The 19,035-nt window shown below is 69.2% G+C and carries 18 protein-coding genes and 1 pseudogene; 4 read left to right on the top strand and 15 right to left on the bottom strand.

All coding sequences use genetic code 11. From position 1 onward, the window contains the following. Positions 1 to 5: 5 nt before the first annotated feature. Genes nuoL through ACZ4O3_RS32570 form a run of 12 tightly spaced genes read right to left on the bottom strand, consistent with a single transcriptional unit; the run spans position 6 to position 12,727 of the window. On the bottom strand, positions 6 to 1,907 hold the full coding sequence (gene nuoL, locus ACZ4O3_RS32625; RefSeq protein WP_362718176.1) for an NADH-quinone oxidoreductase subunit L: 1,902 nt from the start codon (positions 1,905 to 1,907) through the stop codon (positions 6 to 8). Positions 1,908 to 1,923: 16 nt separating this feature from the next. Continuing rightward, on the bottom strand, positions 1,924 to 2,223 hold the full coding sequence (nuoK, locus tag ACZ4O3_RS32620) for an NADH-quinone oxidoreductase subunit NuoK (protein WP_351318021.1): 300 nt from the start codon (positions 2,221 to 2,223) through the stop codon (positions 1,924 to 1,926). After that, positions 2,220 to 3,062 carry an NADH-quinone oxidoreductase subunit J gene (locus ACZ4O3_RS32615; RefSeq protein ID WP_467725651.1) on the bottom strand — a complete coding sequence of 281 codons (843 nt, stop codon included), beginning with the start codon at positions 3,060 to 3,062 and terminating at the stop codon, positions 2,220 to 2,222. Before ACZ4O3_RS32615 ends, nuoK begins: the two co-directional genes overlap by 4 nt. Further along, on the bottom strand, positions 3,059 to 3,661 hold the full coding sequence (gene nuoI, locus ACZ4O3_RS32610; RefSeq protein ID WP_362718167.1) for an NADH-quinone oxidoreductase subunit NuoI: 603 nt from the start codon (positions 3,659 to 3,661) through the stop codon (positions 3,059 to 3,061). The genes ACZ4O3_RS32615 and nuoI overlap by 4 nt, the downstream gene beginning before the upstream one ends. Then, complete coding sequence (gene nuoH, locus ACZ4O3_RS32605) at positions 3,654 to 5,024, bottom strand: NADH-quinone oxidoreductase subunit NuoH (RefSeq protein WP_467725649.1); 1,371 nt, start codon at positions 5,022 to 5,024, stop codon at positions 3,654 to 3,656. The genes nuoI and nuoH overlap by 8 nt, the downstream gene beginning before the upstream one ends. Further along, positions 5,021 to 7,525 (bottom strand): NADH-quinone oxidoreductase subunit G, encoded by a 2,505-nt coding sequence (locus tag ACZ4O3_RS32600; protein WP_467725648.1) that lies wholly within the window; start codon positions 7,523 to 7,525, stop codon positions 5,021 to 5,023. Before ACZ4O3_RS32600 ends, nuoH begins: the two co-directional genes overlap by 4 nt. After that, entirely contained in the window at positions 7,522 to 8,868 is a 1,347-nt protein-coding gene (gene nuoF, locus ACZ4O3_RS32595; RefSeq protein ID WP_384990529.1) for an NADH-quinone oxidoreductase subunit NuoF, read from the bottom strand. The genes ACZ4O3_RS32600 and nuoF overlap by 4 nt, the downstream gene beginning before the upstream one ends. Then, on the bottom strand, positions 8,868 to 9,725 hold the full coding sequence (nuoE, locus tag ACZ4O3_RS32590; protein ID WP_467725646.1) for an NADH-quinone oxidoreductase subunit NuoE: 858 nt from the start codon (positions 9,723 to 9,725) through the stop codon (positions 8,868 to 8,870). The genes nuoF and nuoE overlap by 1 nt, the downstream gene beginning before the upstream one ends. Further along, positions 9,722 to 11,062 carry an NADH-quinone oxidoreductase subunit D gene (locus tag ACZ4O3_RS32585; RefSeq protein WP_362716312.1) on the bottom strand — a complete coding sequence of 447 codons (1,341 nt, stop codon included), beginning with the start codon at positions 11,060 to 11,062 and terminating at the stop codon, positions 9,722 to 9,724. The genes nuoE and ACZ4O3_RS32585 overlap by 4 nt, the downstream gene beginning before the upstream one ends. Next, positions 11,059 to 11,802 (bottom strand): NADH-quinone oxidoreductase subunit C, encoded by a 744-nt coding sequence (locus tag ACZ4O3_RS32580; protein ID WP_362716314.1) that lies wholly within the window; start codon positions 11,800 to 11,802, stop codon positions 11,059 to 11,061. Before ACZ4O3_RS32580 ends, ACZ4O3_RS32585 begins: the two co-directional genes overlap by 4 nt. Then, on the bottom strand, positions 11,799 to 12,353 hold the full coding sequence (locus ACZ4O3_RS32575) for a NuoB/complex I 20 kDa subunit family protein (RefSeq protein ID WP_362716317.1): 555 nt from the start codon (positions 12,351 to 12,353) through the stop codon (positions 11,799 to 11,801). Before ACZ4O3_RS32575 ends, ACZ4O3_RS32580 begins: the two co-directional genes overlap by 4 nt. A 14-nt stretch (positions 12,354 to 12,367) precedes the next feature. After that, positions 12,368 to 12,727: an NADH-quinone oxidoreductase subunit A gene (locus tag ACZ4O3_RS32570; RefSeq protein WP_086791863.1), complete on the bottom strand. Its 360-nt coding sequence runs from the start codon at positions 12,725 to 12,727 to the stop codon at positions 12,368 to 12,370. 753 nt (positions 12,728 to 13,480) lie between these two features. Between ACZ4O3_RS32570 and ACZ4O3_RS32565 the strand changes: the two genes are divergently transcribed. Together ACZ4O3_RS32565 and def are read left to right on the top strand one after the other, a co-directional pair. Beyond that, the gene (locus ACZ4O3_RS32565; RefSeq protein WP_467725644.1) at positions 13,481 to 14,287 is read left to right on the top strand and encodes a C40 family peptidase; all 807 of its coding nucleotides are present in this window, start codon (positions 13,481 to 13,483) and stop codon (positions 14,285 to 14,287) included. Between the two features lie 223 nt (positions 14,288 to 14,510). Then, positions 14,511 to 15,137, top strand: a complete 627-nt coding sequence (def, locus tag ACZ4O3_RS32560; protein WP_467725642.1) for a peptide deformylase — start codon at positions 14,511 to 14,513, stop codon at positions 15,135 to 15,137. 6 nt (positions 15,138 to 15,143) lie between these two features. On the opposite strand, the gene ACZ4O3_RS32555 is transcribed toward def, so the two are convergent. Then, positions 15,144 to 16,478 carry a geranylgeranyl reductase family protein gene (locus ACZ4O3_RS32555; protein WP_362716326.1) on the bottom strand — a complete coding sequence of 445 codons (1,335 nt, stop codon included), beginning with the start codon at positions 16,476 to 16,478 and terminating at the stop codon, positions 15,144 to 15,146. A 48-nt stretch (positions 16,479 to 16,526) separates the two neighbouring features. Between ACZ4O3_RS32555 and ACZ4O3_RS32550 the strand changes: the two genes are divergently transcribed. Together ACZ4O3_RS32550 and ACZ4O3_RS32545 are read left to right on the top strand one after the other, a co-directional pair. Then, complete coding sequence (locus tag ACZ4O3_RS32550; RefSeq protein WP_362716329.1) at positions 16,527 to 17,063, top strand: GNAT family N-acetyltransferase; 537 nt, start codon at positions 16,527 to 16,529, stop codon at positions 17,061 to 17,063. 110 nt (positions 17,064 to 17,173) lie between these two features. Next, complete coding sequence (locus ACZ4O3_RS32545) at positions 17,174 to 17,482, top strand: PASTA domain-containing protein (protein WP_362716332.1); 309 nt, start codon at positions 17,174 to 17,176, stop codon at positions 17,480 to 17,482. Positions 17,483 to 17,518: 36 nt separating this feature from the next. Here the strand turns inward: ACZ4O3_RS32545 and ACZ4O3_RS32540 are convergent, their stop codons facing one another. Beyond that, on the bottom strand, positions 17,519 to 18,214 hold the full coding sequence (locus ACZ4O3_RS32540; RefSeq protein ID WP_362716335.1) for a demethylmenaquinone methyltransferase: 696 nt from the start codon (positions 18,212 to 18,214) through the stop codon (positions 17,519 to 17,521). Between the two features lie 23 nt (positions 18,215 to 18,237). Further along, positions 18,238 to 18,997: pseudogene (locus ACZ4O3_RS32535) on the bottom strand (acyltransferase family protein); the annotation flags it as partial. Positions 18,998 to 19,035: the final 38 nt, after the last annotated feature.

The raw sequence follows: 19,035 nt of genomic DNA, 5'->3' as shown, positions 1-19,035 counted from the left end.
CGGTATCAGACCGCCCTCATCAGCAGGGTCGCGGCGACCAGGAGGGCGGCGCCGCCGAACATCGAGACCGCGTACGAGCGCGCGTAGCCGTTCTGGAGCCTGCGCAGCCGGCCGGACAGTCCGCCGAAGCCCGCCGCCGTGCCGTTGACGACGCCGTCGACCAGGGTGTGGTCGACGTATACGAGGGAGCGGGTGAGGTGTTCGCCGCCGCGGACCAGGACGACGTGGTTGAAGTCGTCCTGGAGGAGGTCGCGGCGGGCCGCGCGGGTGAGCAGCGAACCGCGCGGGGCGATGGCCGGGACGGCACGGCGGCCGTACTGGAGCCAGGCGATGCCGACGCCGATGACCAGGCACACCATGGTGGCGCCGGTGACAGTGGCCGCGCTCAGCGGCGAGTCGCCCTCACTGTGGCCGGTGACCGGCTCCAGCCAGTGCAGGAAGCGGTCGCCGATGCTGAAGAAGGCGCCGCCGAAGACCGAGCCGATCGCCAGCACGATCATCGGGACGGTCATGACCTTCGGGGACTCGTGCGGATGCGGCTCGTGGCCATGCTCGTCGGGCTGCCAGCGCTTCTCGCCGAAGAACGTCATCAGCATCACGCGGGTCATGTAGAACGCGGTGATGGCCGCGCCGAGCAGGGCGCAGGCGCCGAGGATCCAGCCCTCGGTGCCGCCCTTGGCGAACGCCGCCTCGATGATCTTGTCCTTGGAGAAGAAGCCGGACAGGCCCGGGAAGCCGATGATCGCGAGGTAGCCGAGGCCGAAGGTGATGAAGGTGACCGGCATGTACGTGCGCAGGCCGCCGTACTTGCGCATGTCGACCTCGTCGTTCATGCCGTGCATGACGGAGCCGGCGCCGAGGAACAGACCGGCCTTGAAGAAGCCGTGCGTCACCAGGTGCATGATCGCGAAGACGTAGCCGATCGGGCCGAGGCCGGCGGCGAGCACCATGTAGCCGATCTGCGACATGGTCGAACCGGCGAGGGCCTTCTTGATGTCGTCCTTCGCGCAACCGACGATCGCACCGAACAGGAGCGTGACGGCACCGACGACGGTGACGACCAGTTGTGCGTCGGGCGCCGCGTTGAAGATCGCTCCGGAGCGGACGATGAGATAGACGCCGGCGGTCACCATGGTCGCCGCGTGGATGAGGGCGGAGACCGGGGTCGGGCCCTCCATGGCGTCGCCGAGCCAGGACTGCAGCGGGACCTGGGCGGACTTGCCGCAGGCGGCGAGCAGCAGCATCAGACCGATGGCGGTGAGCTTGCCCTGGGAGGCGCCGGTGGCGTGGTCGAGGACCGGGCCGAAGGCGAACGTGCCGAACGTCGTGAACATCAGCATGATCGCGATCGAGAGGCCCATGTCGCCGACCCGGTTGACCAGGAAGGCCTTCTTCGCGGCCGTGGCCGCACTGGGCTTGTGCTGCCAGAAGCCGATCAGCAGGTACGAGGCGAGACCGACGCCCTCCCAGCCGACGTACAGCAGCAGGTAGTTGTCGGCGAGGACGAGCAGCAGCATCGCCGCGAGGAACAGGTTCAGGTAGCCGAAGAATCGGCGGCGGCGCTCGTCGTGCTCCATGTACCCGATCGAGTACAGGTGGATGAGCGAGCCGACGCCGGTGATCAACAGGACGAACGTCATCGACAGCTGGTCGAGGCGGAAGGTGACGTCCGCCTGGAAGCCGGCCACCGGTACCCAGGTGAACAGGTGCTGCATCAGGGTGCGGTGTTCGGCGTCCTTGCCCAGCAGGTCGGCGAAGAGGATCACCCCGAACACGAAGGAGGTCGTCGACAGGAGCGTGCCGATCCAGTGGCCCACGCCGTCCAGACGGCGGCCGCCGACCAGGAGGACGGCCGCTCCGAGCAGGGGCGCCGCGATCAGCAGCGCGATCAGATTCTCTGCGTTCATACGGTTCAGCGACCCCTTACAGCTTCATCAGGCTGGCGTCGTCGACCGAGGCCGAGTGGCGGGTACGGAACAGCGACACGATGATCGCGAGCCCGACCACGACCTCCGCGGCGGCGACGACCATCGTGAAGAAGGCGATGATCTGCCCGTCGAGATTGCCGTGCATGCGGGAGAAGACGACGAAGGCGAGGTTGCAGGCGTTGAGCATCAGCTCGACGCACATGAAGACGACGATCGCATTTCGTCTGATCAGCACACCGGTGGCGCCGATCGTGAACAACAGGGCGGCGAGATAGAGGTAGTAGACCGGGTTCACTTGGACGCCTCCTTTGGCCGCTTGAGGTTCTCCGGCTCGATCGGGGTCCGCTCCAGCCGTTCCTCGGCCCGCTGTTCCAGGGCCCGCAGGTCGTTCAGGGCCTCCGCGGACACGTCACGGATCTGACCGCGGTCGCGCAGCGTCTTGTTGACCGTGAGCTCGGACGGCGTGCCGTCGGGCAGCAGGCCGGCGATGTCGACGGCGTTGTGCCGGGCGTAGACACCGGGGGCGGGCAGCGGCGGCAGGTGCTTGCCCTCACGGACGCGCTGTTCGGACTGTTCGCGCTGGGTCTTGGCGCGCTCGGTGCGCTCGCGGTGGGTGAGCACCATGGCGCCGACGGCCGCGGTGATGAGCAGGGCGCCGGTGATTTCGAAGGCGAACACGTACTTGGTGAAGATCAGGGCGGCGAGGCCCTCGACATTGCCGTTGGCGTTGGCCTGGCCGGTGCCCGCGAAGTTCTTGAGGGAGGCGTTGGCGATGCCCGCGAAGAGCAGGACGCCGAAGCCGAGCCCACACAGAAGGGCCAGCCAGCGCTGGCCCTTGATGGTCTCGGTCAGGGAGTCGGCGGCGGTCACGCCGACCAGCATCACCACGAAGAGGAACAGCATCATGATCGCGCCGGTGTAGACGACGATCTGCACGATGCCGAGGAAGTAGGCCCCGTTGGCGAGGTAGAACACCGCCAGGATGATCATGGTGCCGGCGAGGCAGAGAGCGCTGTGCACGGCCCTCTTCATCAGGACGGTGCCAAGCGCGCCGAGCACCGCGACGGTACCGAGGATCCAGAACTGGAAGGCCTCGCCGGTGGAGGTGGCGTAGGCGGCGAGCTGCGGGCTCATGCGTCCGCCCCCTCTTCCTCGGGCTTCTCGCCCTTGGAGACCGCCACCTGCTGCACGGTCCCGGGCGCCGCCTCGGTCACCAGGCCCCGGTAGTAGTCCTGTTCGTCGGTGCCCGGGAAGATCGCGTGCGGGGAGTCGACCATGCCCTCTTCGAGGCCGGCCAGCAGCTGCTCCTTGGTGTAGATCAGGTTGGCGCGGCTGGTGTCGGCGAGCTCGAACTCGTTGGTCATCGTGAGCGCGCGCGTGGGACACGCCTCGATGCACAGGCCGCACAGGATGCAGCGGGCGTAGTTGATCTGGTAGACGCGGCCGTAGCGCTCGCCCGGCGAGTAACGCTCCTCGTCGGTGTTGTCCGCGCCCTCCACGTAGATGGCGTCGGCGGGGCAGGCCCAGGCGCACAGTTCGCAGCCGACGCACTTCTCCAGACCGTCCGGATGGCGGTTGAGCTGGTGCCGTCCGTGGAACCGCGGAGCCGTGGTCTTCTTCTGCTCCGGGTACTGCTCGGTCAGCCGCTTCTTGAACATGGCCTTGAAGGTCACGCCGAAGCCGGCCACGGGGTTCAGGAAACCGGGCTCGGTCTCCTTGGGCTGCTCAGCCATCGGACGCCTCCTTTCCATCCGTAGATCCGTCACTGACAGTGTCCGGTCCACCACTGACAATCAGCTCCCGCTCCCGGCGCGGGCCGCGCCGGGGCACCGGCGGCAGCTCCTGTCCGGGCAGCGGCGGCACGGGGAACCCGCCTGCCATCGGGTCGAACGCGACCGGCTCGGCGGCCGACTGCGCGGCTGCCTCCTTGCCGCCCTTGTCGCGGAACATGTCGACGACGAAGGACAGGAGCAGCAGGGCGAGGACCCCGCCGCCGACGTAAAGGGCGATGTCGGCGAAGTCGTAGTTCTCGTTGCGCAGGGTCCGTACGGTGGCGACGAGCATCAGCCAGACGACCGAGACCGGGATGAGGACCTTCCAGCCCAGCTTCATCAGCTGGTCGTAGCGCACGCGCGGGAGGCTGGCGCGCAGCCAGACGAAGACGAAGAGCAGCACCACGACCTTGGCGACGAACCAGAGCATCGGCCACCAGCCGTGGTTGGCGGCCGCCCAGACGGTGCTGATCGGCCAGGGGGCGCGCCAGCCGCCGAGGAACAGCGTCGTCGACACGGCGGCGACCGTCACCATGTTGACGTACTCGGCGAGCATGAACATCGCGAACTTGATCGAGGAGTACTCGGTGTTGAAGCCGCCGACCAGGTCGCCCTCCGACTCCGGCATGTCGAAGGGGGCTCGGTTCGTCTCGCCGACCATGGTGACGACGTAGAGGATGAACGAGACCGGCAGCAGCACGATGTACCAGCGGTCGTGCTGCTGGGCGACGATCGTGGACGTCGACATGGAGCCCGAGTACAGGAACACCGACGCGAACGCGGCGCCCATGGCGATCTCGTAGGAGATCATCTGTGCGCAGGAGCGCAGGCCGCCGAGGAGCGGGTAGGTGGATCCGGAGCTCCAGCCGGCGAGCACGATGCCGTAGATGCCGACGGAGGCGACCGCGAGGATGTAGAGCATCGCGATCGGCAGGTCCGTGAGCTGCATCGTGGTGCGGTGGCCGAAGATCGAGACCTCGTTGTCGGCCGGGCCGAACGGGATGACCGCGATGGCCATGAACGCCGGGATGGCCGCGACGATCGGCGCCAGGACGTACACGGCCTTGTCGGCGCGTTTGACGATGAGGTCTTCCTTGAGCATCAGCTTCACGCCGTCGGCGAGCGACTGGAGCATGCCCCAGGGGCCGTGCCGGTTGGGGCCGATGCGCAGCTGCATCCAGGCGATGACCTTGCGCTCCATGACGATGGAGACCAGCACGGTCACCATCAGGAAGGCGAAGCAGAAGACCGCCTTGATGACGACCAGCCACCAGGGGTCGCGGCCGAACATGGAGAGGTCTTCAGCAGCGAGGTACGGGGTCATGCCTCCACCTCCTTGGGGGCCTCACCGGCGGTGGCCGCCGGGCCGATGCGGACGAGGGATCCGGGCAGCGCCCCGGTGTCGGAGGCGACACCGCCGCCCACGGAGTTCAGCGGGAGCCAGACCACGCGGTCGGGCATCTCGGTGATCCTGAGCGGGAGTTCGACGGTGCCGGCGCTGGAGGTGACGGCGAGCAGGTCGCCGTTTCCGATGCCGGCCTCGGCGGCGGTCGCGGCGGACAGGCGGGCGTGGGCGGCATGCCGGGTGCCGGCGAGCGCCTCGTCGCCCTCCTGGAGGACGCCCTGGTCGAGCAGGAGCCGGTGTCCGGCCAGCACGGCCTCCCCGGCCGCCGGCCGCGGCAGCGGTCCCGCCGTCTCGTGCGGCTCGGAGGCCTTCGGGCCGTCCCAGGCGCCGAGCCGGTCGAGTTCCGCGCGCGTGGTGCGCAGGTCGGGCAGGCCGAGGTGGACGTCCATGGCGTCGGCGAGCATCTGCAGCACCCGCGCGTCGGTGGGCGCCACTCGCCGGGTCATCTGCTCGGGCTTGAGGGCGGCCTCGAAGAACCGCACCCTGCCCTCCCAGTTGAGGAAGGTGCCGGCCTTCTCGGCGACGGCGGCGACCGGGAGGACGACGTCGGCGCGCTCGGTGATCTCGCTGGGCCGCAGCTCCAGCGAGACCAGGAAGCCCACTGCTTCGAGTGCCGCACGCGCGCGCGTGGGGTCGGGCAGGTCGGCGACCTCGACGCCGGCGACCAGCAGCGCCGAGAGTTCGCCGCGCGCGGCGGCCTCGACGATCTGGCCGGTGTCGCGGCCGTAGCGCAGCGGGAGTTCGGACACGCCCCAGACGGCGGCGACCTCGTCCCGCGCGCGTGGGTCGGTGGCCGGGCGGCCGCCGGGCAGCAGGGACGGCAGCGCGCCCGCCTCGACCGCACCGCGCTCCCCGGCCCGCCGCGGGATCCACACCAGCTGGGCGCCGGTGGCGGTGGCGGCCCGTACGGCGGCGGTCAGGCCACCGACGACCGACGTCAGCCGCTCGCCCACGACGATCACCGCGCCCTCGGCGCGCAGCGCCTCGGCGGCCCGGGTGCCGGGCTCCTCCAGGCCGACGCCGCTCGCGAGCGCGTCCAGCCATTCGGTCTCGGTGCCGGGTGCGGCAGGCAGCAGCGTGCCGCCGCTCTTCTCCAGGCCGCGGGTGGCGTGCGTGGCGAGCGAGAACACCTTCTGCTTGTGCTTGCGCGAGGCCTTGCGCAGCCGCAGGAAGACGCCGGGCGCCTCCTCCTCCGACTCGAACCCGACCAGCAGGACGGCGGGCGCCTGCTCCAGCGACGTGTAGGTGACGCCCTTGCCGTCGAGGTCGCGGCCGCGGCCGGCGATCCTGGCGGCCAGGAAGTCGGCCTCCTCGCTGCTGTGCACGCGCGCGCGGAAGTCGATGTCGTTGGTGTCGAGCGCCACGCGTGCGAACTTGCTGTACGCGTAGGCGTCCTCGACGGTGAGCCGGCCGCCGGTGAGGACGCCGGCCCGGGAGCGGGCCGCGGCCAGTCCCTGGGCGGCCGCCTCCAGCGCCTCCGGCCAGGAGGCGGGTTCGAGCACGCCCTGCTCGTTGCGGACCAGCGGGGTCTCCAGGCGGCCCTTCTGCTGCGCGTACCGGAACGCGAAGCGTCCCTTGTCGCAGATCCACTCCTCGTTGACCTCGGGGTCGTTGGCGGCGAGCCGCCGCATGACCTTGCCGCGCCGGTGGTCGGTGCGGGTGGCGCAGCCGCCCGAGCAGTGCTCGCACACGGACGGCGAGGAGATCAGGTCGAAGGGGCGGGAGCGGAAGCGATACGCCGCCGAGGTCAGCGCGCCGACCGGGCAGATCTGGATGGTGTTCCCGGAGAAGTACGACTCGAACGGGTCGCCCTCGCCGGTGCCGACCTGCTGGAGCGCGCCGCGTTCCAGGAGTTCGATCATCGGGTCGCCGGCGACCTGGTTGGAGAACCGGGTGCAGCGGGCGCACAGCACGCACCGCTCGCGGTCGAGCAGTACCTGGGTGGAGATCGGGACGGGCTTCTCGTAGGTGCGCTTCCTGCCGTCGAACCGGGACTCGGCGTTGCCGTGCGACATCGCCTGGTTCTGCAGCGGGCACTCGCCGCCCTTGTCGCAGACCGGGCAGTCCAGCGGGTGGTTGATGAGCAGCAGCTCCATCACCCCGTGCTGGGCCTTCTCGGCGACCGGGGAGGTGAGGTGGGTCTTGACCACCATGCCGTCGGTGCAGGTGATGGTGCAGGACGCCATGGGCTTGCGCTGGCCCTCGACCTCGACGATGCACTGGCGGCAGGCGCCGACCGGGTCCAGCAGGGGGTGGTCGCAAAAGCGCGGGATCTCGATGCCGAGCTGCTCGGCGGCGCGGATGACCAGGGTGCCCTTGGGCACGCTGATCTCCACGCCGTCGATCGTCAGCGTGACGAGGTCCTGCGGCGGGACCGCCGCCGTTCCCCCCGAGGAGGGGGAACTCGTGGTCACGGTCATGCGTTCACCTCCGGGCGGTCCGCCCAGGCCGTCGACTTGGCCGGGTCGAAGGGACAGCCCCGGCCCGTGATGTGCTGTTCGTACTCCTCGCGGAAGTACTTCAGTGAGGAGAAGATCGGGGACGCTGCGCCGTCGCCGAGGGCGCAGAAGGACTTGCCGTTGATGTTGTCGGCGATGTCGTTCAGCTTGTCGAGGTCGGACATCACGCCCTTGCCGGCCTCGATGTCGCGCAGCAACTGCACCAGCCAGTAGGTGCCTTCACGGCACGGGGTGCACTTGCCGCAGGACTCGTGGGCGTAGAACTCGGTCCAGCGGGTGACGGCGCGCACCACGCAGGTGGTCTCGTCGAAGCACTGGAGGGCCTTGGTGCCGAGCATGGAACCGGCGGCCCCCACGCCCTCGTAGTCCAGGGGGACGTCGAGGTGCTCGTCGGTGAACATGGGCGTCGAGGAGCCGCCCGGCGTCCAGAACTTCAGGCGGTGGCCGGTGCGCATTCCGCCGCTCATGTCGAGGAGCTGGCGCAGGGTGATGCCGAGCGGTGCCTCGTACTGGCCGGGGCTGGTGACGTGGCCGCTGAGGGAGTAGAGCGTGAAGCCGGGCGACTTCTCGCTCCCCATCGACCTGAACCAGTCCTTGCCCTTGTGCAGGATGGCGGGAACCGAGGCGATGGACTCGACGTTGTTCACAACAGTCGGACAGGCGTAGAGGCCTTCGACGGCCGGGAAGGGAGGACGCAGTCGCGGTTGACCACGGCGGCCTTCGAGCGAGTCGAGCAGTGCGGTCTCCTCACCGCAGATGTACGCGCCGGCGCCGGCGTGCACGGTGAGGTCCAGGTCGAGGCCGCTGCCCAGGATGTTCTCGCCGAGGAAGCCCGCCGCGTAGGCCTCGCGCACGGCCTCGTGCAACCGCCGCAGGACGGGGACGACTTCACCCCGCAGGTAGATGAAGGCGTGCGACGACCGGATGGCGTAGCACGCGATCACGATGCCCTCGACGAGGCTGTGCGGGTTCGCGAAGAGGAGCGGGATGTCCTTGCAGGTCCCGGGCTCCGATTCGTCGGCGTTGACAACCAGATAGTGCGGCTTGCCGTCTCCCTGCGGAATGAACTGCCACTTCATCCCGGTGGGGAATCCCGCGCCGCCGCGGCCGCGCAGTCCGGACTCCTTGACGTAGGCGATCAGGTCGTCCGGGGACATGGCGAGGGCCTTGCGGAGCCCCTCGTATCCGTCGTGGCGCCGGTAGACGTCCAGTGTCCAGGACCGGTCCTCGTCCCAGAAGGCCGACAGCACGGGTGCGAGCAGCTTCTCGGGGCTGGTGTCCTTGAGGTCGGGTACCACCGTCATCACTCCCCCTCCTCGGCGGCAGGCCCTGCCGGGTTTGACGGGTCGGAGGCCGAGGTCTCCTGCGGCGCGTCATGGGAACTGAGGTGCTCGGCCGGTGACGGCTCGTGCACCGTCCCCTCCTGCGGACCCGGGCGCGGGTGGACCACGCGGGCGGGTGCGGTCTCCCCCCTGGACAGGTGGAGACCCACCAGCGAGGCGGGTCCGGCGCTTCCGCTCTCCGCCACGGCACCGGGCCGCTCGTCGGGGAAGCCGGCCAGGATCCGCGCGGTCTCCTTGAAGGTGCACAGCCGGGCCCCGCGCGTGGGCTCGACGTCCCGGCCCGCGCGCAGGTCGTCGACCAGGCGCCGGGCGCTCGCCGGGGTCTGGTTGTCGAAGAACTCCCAGTTGACCATCACGACCGGCGCGAAGTCGCAGGCCGCGTTGCACTCGATGTGCTCCAGGGTGACGCTGCCGTCGTCGGTGGTCTCGCCGTTGCCGATGCCCAGGTGCTCCTGGAGCGACTCGAAGATGGCGTCGCCGCCCATCACCGCGCACAGCGTGTTGGTGCAGACACCCACCTGGTAGTCGCCGGAGGGCTTGCGCCGGTACATCGTGTAGAAGGTGGCGACCGCGGTGACCTCGGCCGTGGTCAGCTCCAGCACGTCGGCGCAGAACTGCATCCCGGTGCGGGTGACGTGCCCCTCCTGCGACTGCACGAGATGCAGCAGCGGCAGCAGGGCGGACCTGGAGTCGGGGTAGCGCGCGATGATCTCGCGGGCGTCCGTCTCCAGCCGGGCCCGGACGGCGTCCGGATACGCGGGCGCGGGCAGCTCGGGCATGCCCAGGCTGACGCCTCGCTCCGAAGAAGAGGTGTTCACCGGTCGACGCCTCCCAGTACCGGGTCGATGGACGCGATGACGACGATGACGTCGGCGACCTGGCCGCCCTCACACATCGCCGCGATGGCCTGCAGGTTGGCGAAGGACGGGTCGCGGAAGTGGACCCGGTAGGGGCGGGTGCCGCCGTCGGAGACGACATGTGCCCCGAGTTCGCCCTTGGGTGACTCGATGGCCGTGTAGACCTGTCCGGGCGGGACCCGGAAGCCCTCGGTGACCAGCTTGAAGTGGTGGATCAGGGCCTCCATGGAGGTGCCCATGATCTTCTTGATGTGGTCGAGGGAGTTGCCGAGTCCGTCCGGTCCCAGGGCGAGCTGCGCGGGCCAGGCGATCTTCTTGTCGGCGACCATGACCGGTCCGGGCTGGAGCCGGTCCAGGCACTGCTCGACGATCCTGAGCGACTGGCGCATCTCCTCCAGGCGGATCAGGAAGCGGCCGTAGGCGTCCGCGGTGTCGGCGACGGCGACGTCGAAGTCGTAGTTCTCGTATCCGCAGTACGGCTGGGACTTGCGCAGGTCGTGCGGCAGGCCGGTGGCGCGCAGGATCGGGCCGGTGGCGCCGAGGGCCATGCAGCCGGCCAGGTCGAGATAGCCGATGCCCTGCATGCGGCCCTTGAAGACGGGGTTCCCGGTGGCGAGCTTGTCGTATTCGGGGAGGTTCTTCCGCATCTTCTTGACGAACTCGCGGATCTGGTCGACCGCGCCGGGTGGCAGGTCCTGGGCGAGTCCGCCGGGGCGGATGTACGCGTGGTTCATCCGCAGGCCGGTGATCAGCTCGAAGAGGTCGAGAATCATTTCACGATCACGGAAGCCGTAGATCATGAGCGTGGTGGCGCCCAGTTCCATGCCGCCGGTGGCGATGGCGACCAGGTGCGAGGACATCCGGTTCAGCTCCATCAGGAGCACCCGGATGATCGTGGCGCGGTCGGTGACCTGGTCCTCGATGCCGAGGAGTTTCTCGACGGCGAGACAGTAGGCCGTCTCGTTGAAGAAGGACGTCAGGTAGTCCATGCGCGTGACGAAGGCGGAGCCCTGGGTCCACGTGCGGTACTCGAGGTTCTTCTCGATGCCGGTGTGGAGATAGCCGACGCCGCAGCGGGTCTCGGTGACGGTCTCGCCGTCGATCTCCAGGATCAGCCGGAGCACCCCATGGGTGGAGGGGTGCTGGGGACCCATGTTGACGACGATGCGTTCGTCGTCGGCGCGGGCCGCGGACTGGACGATCTCGTCCCAGTCGCCACCGGTGACCGTGTAGACGGTGCCCTCGGTGGTCTCGCGCGCCGAGGCGGTCGACGCGGCGGATGCTGACTGTGTGCTCACGAGTACGACCTCCGCTGGTCCGGAGCCGGGATCTGGGCGCCCTTGTATTCGACGGGGATGCCGCCGAGGGGGTAGTCCTTGCGCTGCGGATGTCCCTGCCAGTCGTCGGGCATGAGGATCCGGGTCAGGGCCGGGTGACCGTCGAAGACGATCCCGAAGAAGTCGTAGGTCTCCCGCTCGTGCCAGTCGTTGGTCGGATAGACCGGGACCAGGGACGGGATGTGCGGGTCGGCGTCCGGAGCACTGACCTCCAGGCGGATCAGCCTGTTGTGGGTGATCGACCGCAGGTGGTAGACGGCGTGCAGCTCGCGGCCCTTGTCGTGGAGGTAGTGGACGCCGCTGACGCCGGTGCACAGCTCGAAGCGGAGCGCGGGGTCGTCGCGCAGGGTGCGGGCGACGCGCAGCAGGTGCTCGCGTTCGATGTGGAAGGTCAGCTCGCCGCGGTCGACGACCGTCTTCTCGATGGCGTTGCCGGGCAGCAGACCCTGTTCCTCCAGGGCTCCCTCCAGCTCGTCGGCGACCTCGTCGAACCAGCCGCCGTAGGGGCGGGTGGCCGGTCCGGGGAGCCGCACCGAGCGGACCAGGCCGCCGTAGCCGGAGGTGTCACCACCGTTGTTGGCGCCGAACATGCCGCGCTGGACGCGGATCTCCTCGCCGCCCTGGCCGCGCTGGCCCGGGAGGTTGTCGGCGGCCAGGTCCCGCTCGGGGTTGACCCCGTTGTGGCCGTTCGCGTCGCTCACCGCAGCAGCCCCTTCATCTCGATCGTGGGCAGGGCCTTGAGCGCCGCTTCCTCCGCCTCGCGGGCCGCTTCCTCCGCGTTGACGCCGAGTTTGCCGTTCTGGATCTTCTGGTGGAGCTTGAGGATCGCGTCCAGCAGCATCTCGGGGCGGGGCGGGCAGCCGGGCAGGTAGATGTCGACCGGGACGATGTGGTCGACGCCCTGGACGATGGCGTAGTTGTTGAACATGCCGCCCGACGAGGCGCAGACGCCCATGGAGATCACCCACTTCGGGTTGGGCATCTGGTCGTAGACCTGCCGCAGCACCGGCGCCATCTTCTGGCTGACCCGGCCGGCGACGATCATCAGGTCGGCCTGGCGCGGTGAGCCGCGGAAGACCTCCATGCCGAACCGCGCCAGGTCGTACCGGCCCGCTCCCGCCGTCATCATTTCGAAGGCGCAGCAGGCCAGGCCGAAGGTGGCGGGGAAGACGGACGCCTTGCGTACCCAGCCCGCGGCCTGCTCGACGGTGGTCAGCAGGAAACCGCTCGGCAGCTTTTCTTCGAGTCCCATGACTTAAAAGCCCCTCAGTCCCATTCCAGGCCGCCGCGCCGCCATACGTACGCGTACGCGACGAAGACGGTGAGCACGAAGAGCAGCATCTCCACGAGCCCGAAAACACCCAGGGCGTCGAAGGTGACGGCCCACGGGTAGAGGAAGACGATCTCGATGTCGAAGACGATGAAGAGCATCGCCGTCAGGTAGTACTTGATCGGGAAACGCCCGCCGCCGGCCGGCGTGGGGGTCGGCTCGATGCCGCACTCGTAGGCTTCGAGCCGGGCGCGGTTGTAGCGCTTCGGCCCGATCAGCGTGGCCATGACCACGGAGAAGATCGCAAAGCCTGCCCCGAGGGCTCCCAGTACGAGGATGGGCGCATACGCGTTCACCGCTCCTCGCTCCTCTCAGTCGGCACTGACTGGTGGCGGTTCGACCGGGCCCACTCGCCTCGTCCGTCACGCGAACCCCGCTCGTCCGGGCGAAGATCGCGAACATGTGAAGCAGGTCACAAGCCCAGCTGCCTCGCATCTTATGCCCGTCGCTCTGTGATCTGCGACACGGGGTATTACACAAGCTTTGTGATCTCCACCACCTGACGATCGATCATGAAGTCGGATGAGTAGTGATCTTCACACTCGAAGCGTTCACCTGATCACCAGAGGTGACATTTTCGACCGTCAGCGCAGGCGGGAGGGGGTTCCAGGCGGGCATCTCCATATCAAGAGGGTTCCTCTGCATGCAAATTCGCGATGGACGGACCGTCTTGATAGAGGACCGTGTTCACACGTCAGAGGGAGGCGTGAGGGGTGATGTGGACGCGTGCACGCGTTCACGAACTCGGACGCGCTCGGCTCGCACACGAGACGCGCCCTTCCCGGTAACCGTTCCGTGACCTCCGCCACACCGACGAGGCGCCGACGAGAAGCGGGCTTGGCCAATCATCTCAACCGATGGTAAGCGGGGGGCAATTCGGGCGTTATGACGAAAGAACGTGATCACAGGCGTGATCACGGGCGCCCGCAATGTCCGTTACGGCGTCAATAAGGAAGGACAAGGGCAGTAATCTCAGCCCCGATTGAACAAGTGTGGCGCAGCACACGTTTCTTGAAGATATGAAGGAGCCCCTGGTACCGGTTGTTCCCATGTCCCACACCGCTCACATACGCAGCCACCGGAAACCCCGCCGCAGCGCGACGACAAGCATCGCCGTGCGCGCCGGAGTTGCCAGTGGCGTCCTCGGCATGGCAGCGGCGGGCGCGGCCTCGGCGAGTGCCGCCGAACCCGTGACGCAGACGCTCGAACTGCCCACCCTGACGGCCGATCTGGCCACCCAGGTGGCTCAGTCCGCCGACGCCACACAGCAGGCCGCCGCGAACTACGCGCTCCAGGCCGAGCGCGACGCGGCCGCCGCAAAGGCCGCGAAGCAGGCCAAGTCGGACCTCGCCGAGGCGAAGAAGAAGGCCGAGGCCAAGAAGAAGGCCGAGGAGGCCCGCAAGGAGGCCGCTGCGCGCGCCGCCTCGCGCAGCGCCGAGCGGACCACGCTCAGCGCCACCTCCACGAGCTCCAGCGCCGCCACGAGCACGTCCACGGCGACGGGTTCGGCCGCCGCGGTGGTCGCCTTCGTGAAGGCACAGATCGGCGACGCCTACGTCTCCGGCGGCACGGGCCCCAACTCGTGGGACTGCTCGGGTCTCGTGCAGGCCGCCTTCAAGTCGGTCGGCGTCAGCCTGCCGCGCGTCTCCCAGGACCAGTCGACGCAGGGCACCCAGGTCTCGCTGAGCAACCTCCAGCCCGGCGACATCCTCTACTGGGGCAGCTCCGGCAGCGCGTACCACGTGGCCGTGTACGTGGGCGACGGCATGTTCGTGGGCGCGCAGAACCCCTCCAGCGGCGTCGGGGAGCACCCGCTGTCGTACGACCCGCCGACCGGCGCGGTGCGGGTGCTCTGACAACAAGGGCAACCTGGAGCAGCCTGATACAACTCGGGCATCGCACAGACACGGTGGGGCCGCAGCCGCTCGGGGGCAGCGGCCCTTCCCGCATGCCGTCCCGGATTTCCACAGGCACGCAGTCCGGGTTTTCCACAGGGCTGCGCGGGCTCGGTGACTCCTGGGATCCTCGATGCATGCCGCTCGCACGGAGCGGCCCGAGACCCGAGAAGGGGACACCGCGATGCCACGCGTCTTCGTCCAGGGAAACCCCATGGACCACTACCCCCGTCACGCCCCCGAGGCCCGGCGCGGTTCGGTGCGCCGGATCACCGAGACCGGCGAGGAGGTCCTGCACAAGCCGTGCCGGGACGTCACGGAGTTCGGCCCCGACCTCGCCGCGCTCATCGACGACATGTTCCTCACGATGTACATCGCCGAGGGAGCCGGCCTCGCGGCCAACCAAGTCGGGGTCGATCTGCGCCTGTTCGTGTACGACTGCCTCGATGACGAAGGTGTCCGACATGTCGGGCACGTCGTCAACCCCGTGCTGGAGCCGCAGGGCCCGGTGGGCCGGCGGCTGCTCGACGACAGCGAGGGCTGCCTGTCGGTGCCCGGTGCCGTCATGGACGTACCCCGCCCGGACCGGGCGACCGTGCACGGACTGGACAGGGACGGCAATCCGCTCACGCTTGAGGGAACGGGGTATTTCGCACGCTGCCTCGCGCACGAGACCGACCATGTGGACGGGCACGTGTATCTCGACCGGCTCTCCGGGCGGGAGCGCAAGGAGGCACTGCGGCAGGTGGCGGCCCGGCGGGAGGAGGTCTACGCCCGCAGAGCCGCCAACATCGAGGCGCTCACCGCATAACGGTGCTCACGCCTTCGGGGCCACCTTGCTCAGGCCGTTGATGATGCGGTCCATCGCGTCACCGCCGGTCGGGTCGGTGAGGTTCGCCAGCAGCTTCAGGGTGAACTTCATGAGCAGCGGATGGGTCAGGCCGCGCTGGGCCGCGATCTGCATGACCTTCGGATTGCCGATGAGCTTCACGAAGGCGCGGCCGAGCGTGTAGTAGCCGCCGTAGGTGTCCTTGAGGACCCGCGGGTAGCGCTGCAGGGCCGTCTCGCGCTGGCCGGGCGTGGCTCGGGCGTGCGCCTGGACGATGACGTCGGCGGCGATCTGGCCGGATTCCATGGCGTAGGCGATGCCCTCGCCGTTGAAGGGGTTCACCAGGCCGCCGGCGTCGCCGACGAGGAGCAGGCCGCGCGTGTAGTGGGGCTGACGGTTGAAGGCCATGGGGAGGGCCGCGCCGCGGATCGGGCCGGTCATGTTCTCCGGGGTGTAGCCCCAGTCGGCGGGCATGGAGGCGCACCAGGCCTTGAGGACCTCGCGCCAGTCCAGTTCCTTGAAGGAGTCGGAGGTGTTCAGGACGCCCAGGCCGACATTGGAGGTGCCGTCGCCCATACCGAAGATCCAGCCGTACCCGGGCAGCAGGCGGTCCTGCGGGCCCCGGCGGTCCCAGAGCTCCAGCCAGGACTCCAGGTAGTCGTCCTCGTGACGGGGGGAGGTGAAGTAGGTCCGTACGGCCACGCCCATCGGGCGGTCCTCCCGGCGGTGCAGGCCCATCGCCAGGGAGAGGCGGGTGGAGTTGCCGTCGGCGGCCACGACGAGCGGCGCGTGGAAGGTGACTTCGCGCTTCTCCTCGCCGAGCTTGGCATGCACACCGGTGATCCGGCCGGTGCGGTCGTCGATGATCGGGGCGCCGACGTTGCAGCGCTCGAAGAGGCGGGCGCCCGCCTTCTGGGCCTGCCGGGCGAGCTGTTCGTCGAAGTCGTCGCGTTTGCGGACCAGGCCGTAGTCGGGGAAGGAGGCGAGATCCGGCCAGTCCAGCTGGAGGCGGGTGCCGCCGCCGACGATGCGCAGGCCCTTGTTGCGCAGCCAGCCGGCCTCCTCGGAGATGTCGACGCCCATGGCGACCAGCTGCTTCACCGCGCGCGGGGTGAGGCCGTCGCCGCACACCTTCTCGCGCGGGAACTCGGTCTTCTCCAGCAGGAGCACGTCGAGACCGGACTTGGCGAGGTGGTACGCCGTCGTGGAGCCGGCTGGCCCCGCGCCGACGACGATGACATCGGCGGTGTTTTCGGAGAGGGGCTCGGTCACGACGGGGTCTCCCCAAGGCTCGAAATCTGCGTGCCGACCGGCACTGGACATGGGCAGTCTATTCAGCGGTACTGATCACCCGGCTGAAGGGCTGCCCCTGTGAACCGAGCTCTCCCCGCGGTACGGCTGCGTGTACCCACGCACGAGGACGCGTTCGCCTGGTACCGGGTCTTCGACGACCCGGACGTCATGCAGTTCCACGGCGGCAGGTCCGCGGAGCTGTCCGTCTACGAGGAGCTCACCGCGCGGCAGCGCCGGCACGACGCGGAGCTCGGTTTCTGCCTGTGGACGATGGCCGACGAGTCCGGGCAGGTCATCGGTTTCACCGGCGCCCAGCCCTGGCCGCAGGACTGGGGGCCCAAAGGCGAGTTCGAGATCGGCTGGCGGCTCGGCCGGGAGTACTGGGGCCAGGGGTATGCCACGGCCGCGGCGCTGACGACGCTGGAGCGGCTGCGGGCGGCGGGGGTGCCGAAGGTGGTGGCGATGGTGCGGCCCGGGAACGAGCGGTCGGTCGCGGTGACCCGCCGCCTCGGGATGGAGCTCGCCGAGACGTTCCCGCATCCGCGGTTCAAGGAGGACGCCCTCTGCTTCCGGCTCGACCTGCGGGCCGGCCGACCGGTCGGTGACTCAGAGTAACGATCTGTTACAGAAAGACACTTGGCGCTTCCGGCCGCCATGTGCCCGGGGTTACCCTTCCAGTACCGCTGGGGGTGACATCTGTGCAAATAACACCCAAAACACCCGAAGTGCGTGTGCCACGGCTGGTGGGACTGATGGCCATGGACGCGCGCGACACCGCCCGCGCGCGGGGGCTGTTTCTCAACGCGCCGGACCGGCCGGACTTCCATCTCACGGTCGTCGAGTACGTCGTACGCCAGTTCCCACAGGCCGGTGCCGAGGTGCCGCGGGACTCGATGGTGTACGTGTGGTTCGACTTCGGTGAGGGCGAGGGCGGTGGAGGCGTGCGCGAGCCACGCATCCCACGGCCGCCGACGGGCGGGCTGCAACGGGAGCTGGACCAGCCCGGTGACACCTTCGAGGTGATCGGCGGGTGACGCGCGGGACGGGGCTCGGGCCTCCCCCAAGGGGGCTCAGGCCGCCTTGAAGCCCCGGTGCAGGGCGACGACCCCTCCGGTGAGGTTGCGCCAGGCCACCTTCGACCAGCCCGCCTCGCGCAGCCGTCCGGCCAGCGCGGGCTGGTCGGGCCAGGCACGGATGGACTCGGCGAGATAGACGTAGGCGTCAGGATTGGAGGAGACCGCGCGGGCGACGGGCGGCAGCGCGCGCATCAGGTACTCGGTGTAGACGGTCCGGAACGGCGCCCAGGTGGGGTGCGAGAACTCGCAGATCACCACCCTCCCGCCGGGGCGCGTGACACGGTGCATCTCGCGCAGGGCCGCGTCGGTGTCCTGGACGTTGCGCAGGCCGAAGGAGATCGTCACGGCGTCGAAGGTGTCGTCCTTGAACGGCAGCCTGGTGGCGTCCCCGGCGGTGAAGGGCATCCAGGCGGTACGCCGCTTGCCGACCTGGAGCATCCCGAGGGAGAAGTCGCAGGGCACCACGTAGGCGCCGGCCCGGACGAACGGCTGGGACGAGGTGCCCGTACCGGCCGCCAGGTCGAGGACCTTCTGCGCGGGCCGCGCGTCGACCGCCCGGGCGACCTCCTTCCGCCAGTGCCGGTCCTGGCCGAGCGACAGCACGTCGTTGGTCAGGTCGTACCGTTCCGCCACGTCGTCGAACATCGAGGCGACTTCGTGCGGCTGCTTGTTCAGGGAGGCGCGGGTCACCTCGCCATTCTTGCAGCCCGCCGTCACGGCAGGAGCCGGGGCTTCTTCTTCGCCGCCACGTCCTCCACCCCGCCGCACAGCAGGACGAACACCGCGATCAGGATCCAGCCGACGCCGAACACGAACCACTGGCTCTCCAGCGGGAGTCACTTCTCGAACGCCGGGACGTGCCACATCCGGCCGATCAGCGGGACCGCCAGGATCAGCACGATCTCGGGCCAGAGGTAGATCGTCACCGCGCGGGCGTTGAAGACGGTGACCGTCCGGTCCAGCCGCCGGAAGCGGGTCAGCCACGCGAAGTCGATCCTGAAGTACGCCTTCGCCCACATCAGCAGCAGCACGAACCCGGCCGACCAGAAGGCCTGCGCGAGGGGGTTCTCGTCGAGGTCGTAGGTGCCGAAGTCGGCCTGGTGCGAGAAGGCGTACCAGCCGCCGTAGCCCCGTGCGGCGGGCGCGGCGAGGACCACCAGGGCCGGCCTCGTCCGCGAGCACGCCGTCGCGGTGGGCAAAGCCGAGGATCCAGCAGAAGAGGTGCGTCGGCAGGTCCCGCAGGGCGCTGCCGGGCCGGTCGTCCGGCCCGGACCAGACGAAGTTCAGGATCAGGACCGGGACGAGGGGCAGGACGAGGACCGGGACGGGCGCCTTGCGGAAGATCCACAGCAGGGCCCGCGAGAGGAGGACGAACCAGAGGTAGGTCCGCAGGTACCAGAGGATCTCCCAGGCCTGCTCCCCCCACGCGTTGCCCGGCGGGTCACCGAGCGGCACGACCCAGAGGACGATCTGCGGGCGTGCCGGCCGGGGCGGGGCCGGCCGGGGCGGGG

This window comes from Streptomyces sp. NPDC026515, from assembly GCF_055567595.1.
This window is presented reverse-complemented; position numbering and strand designations above follow the sequence as displayed.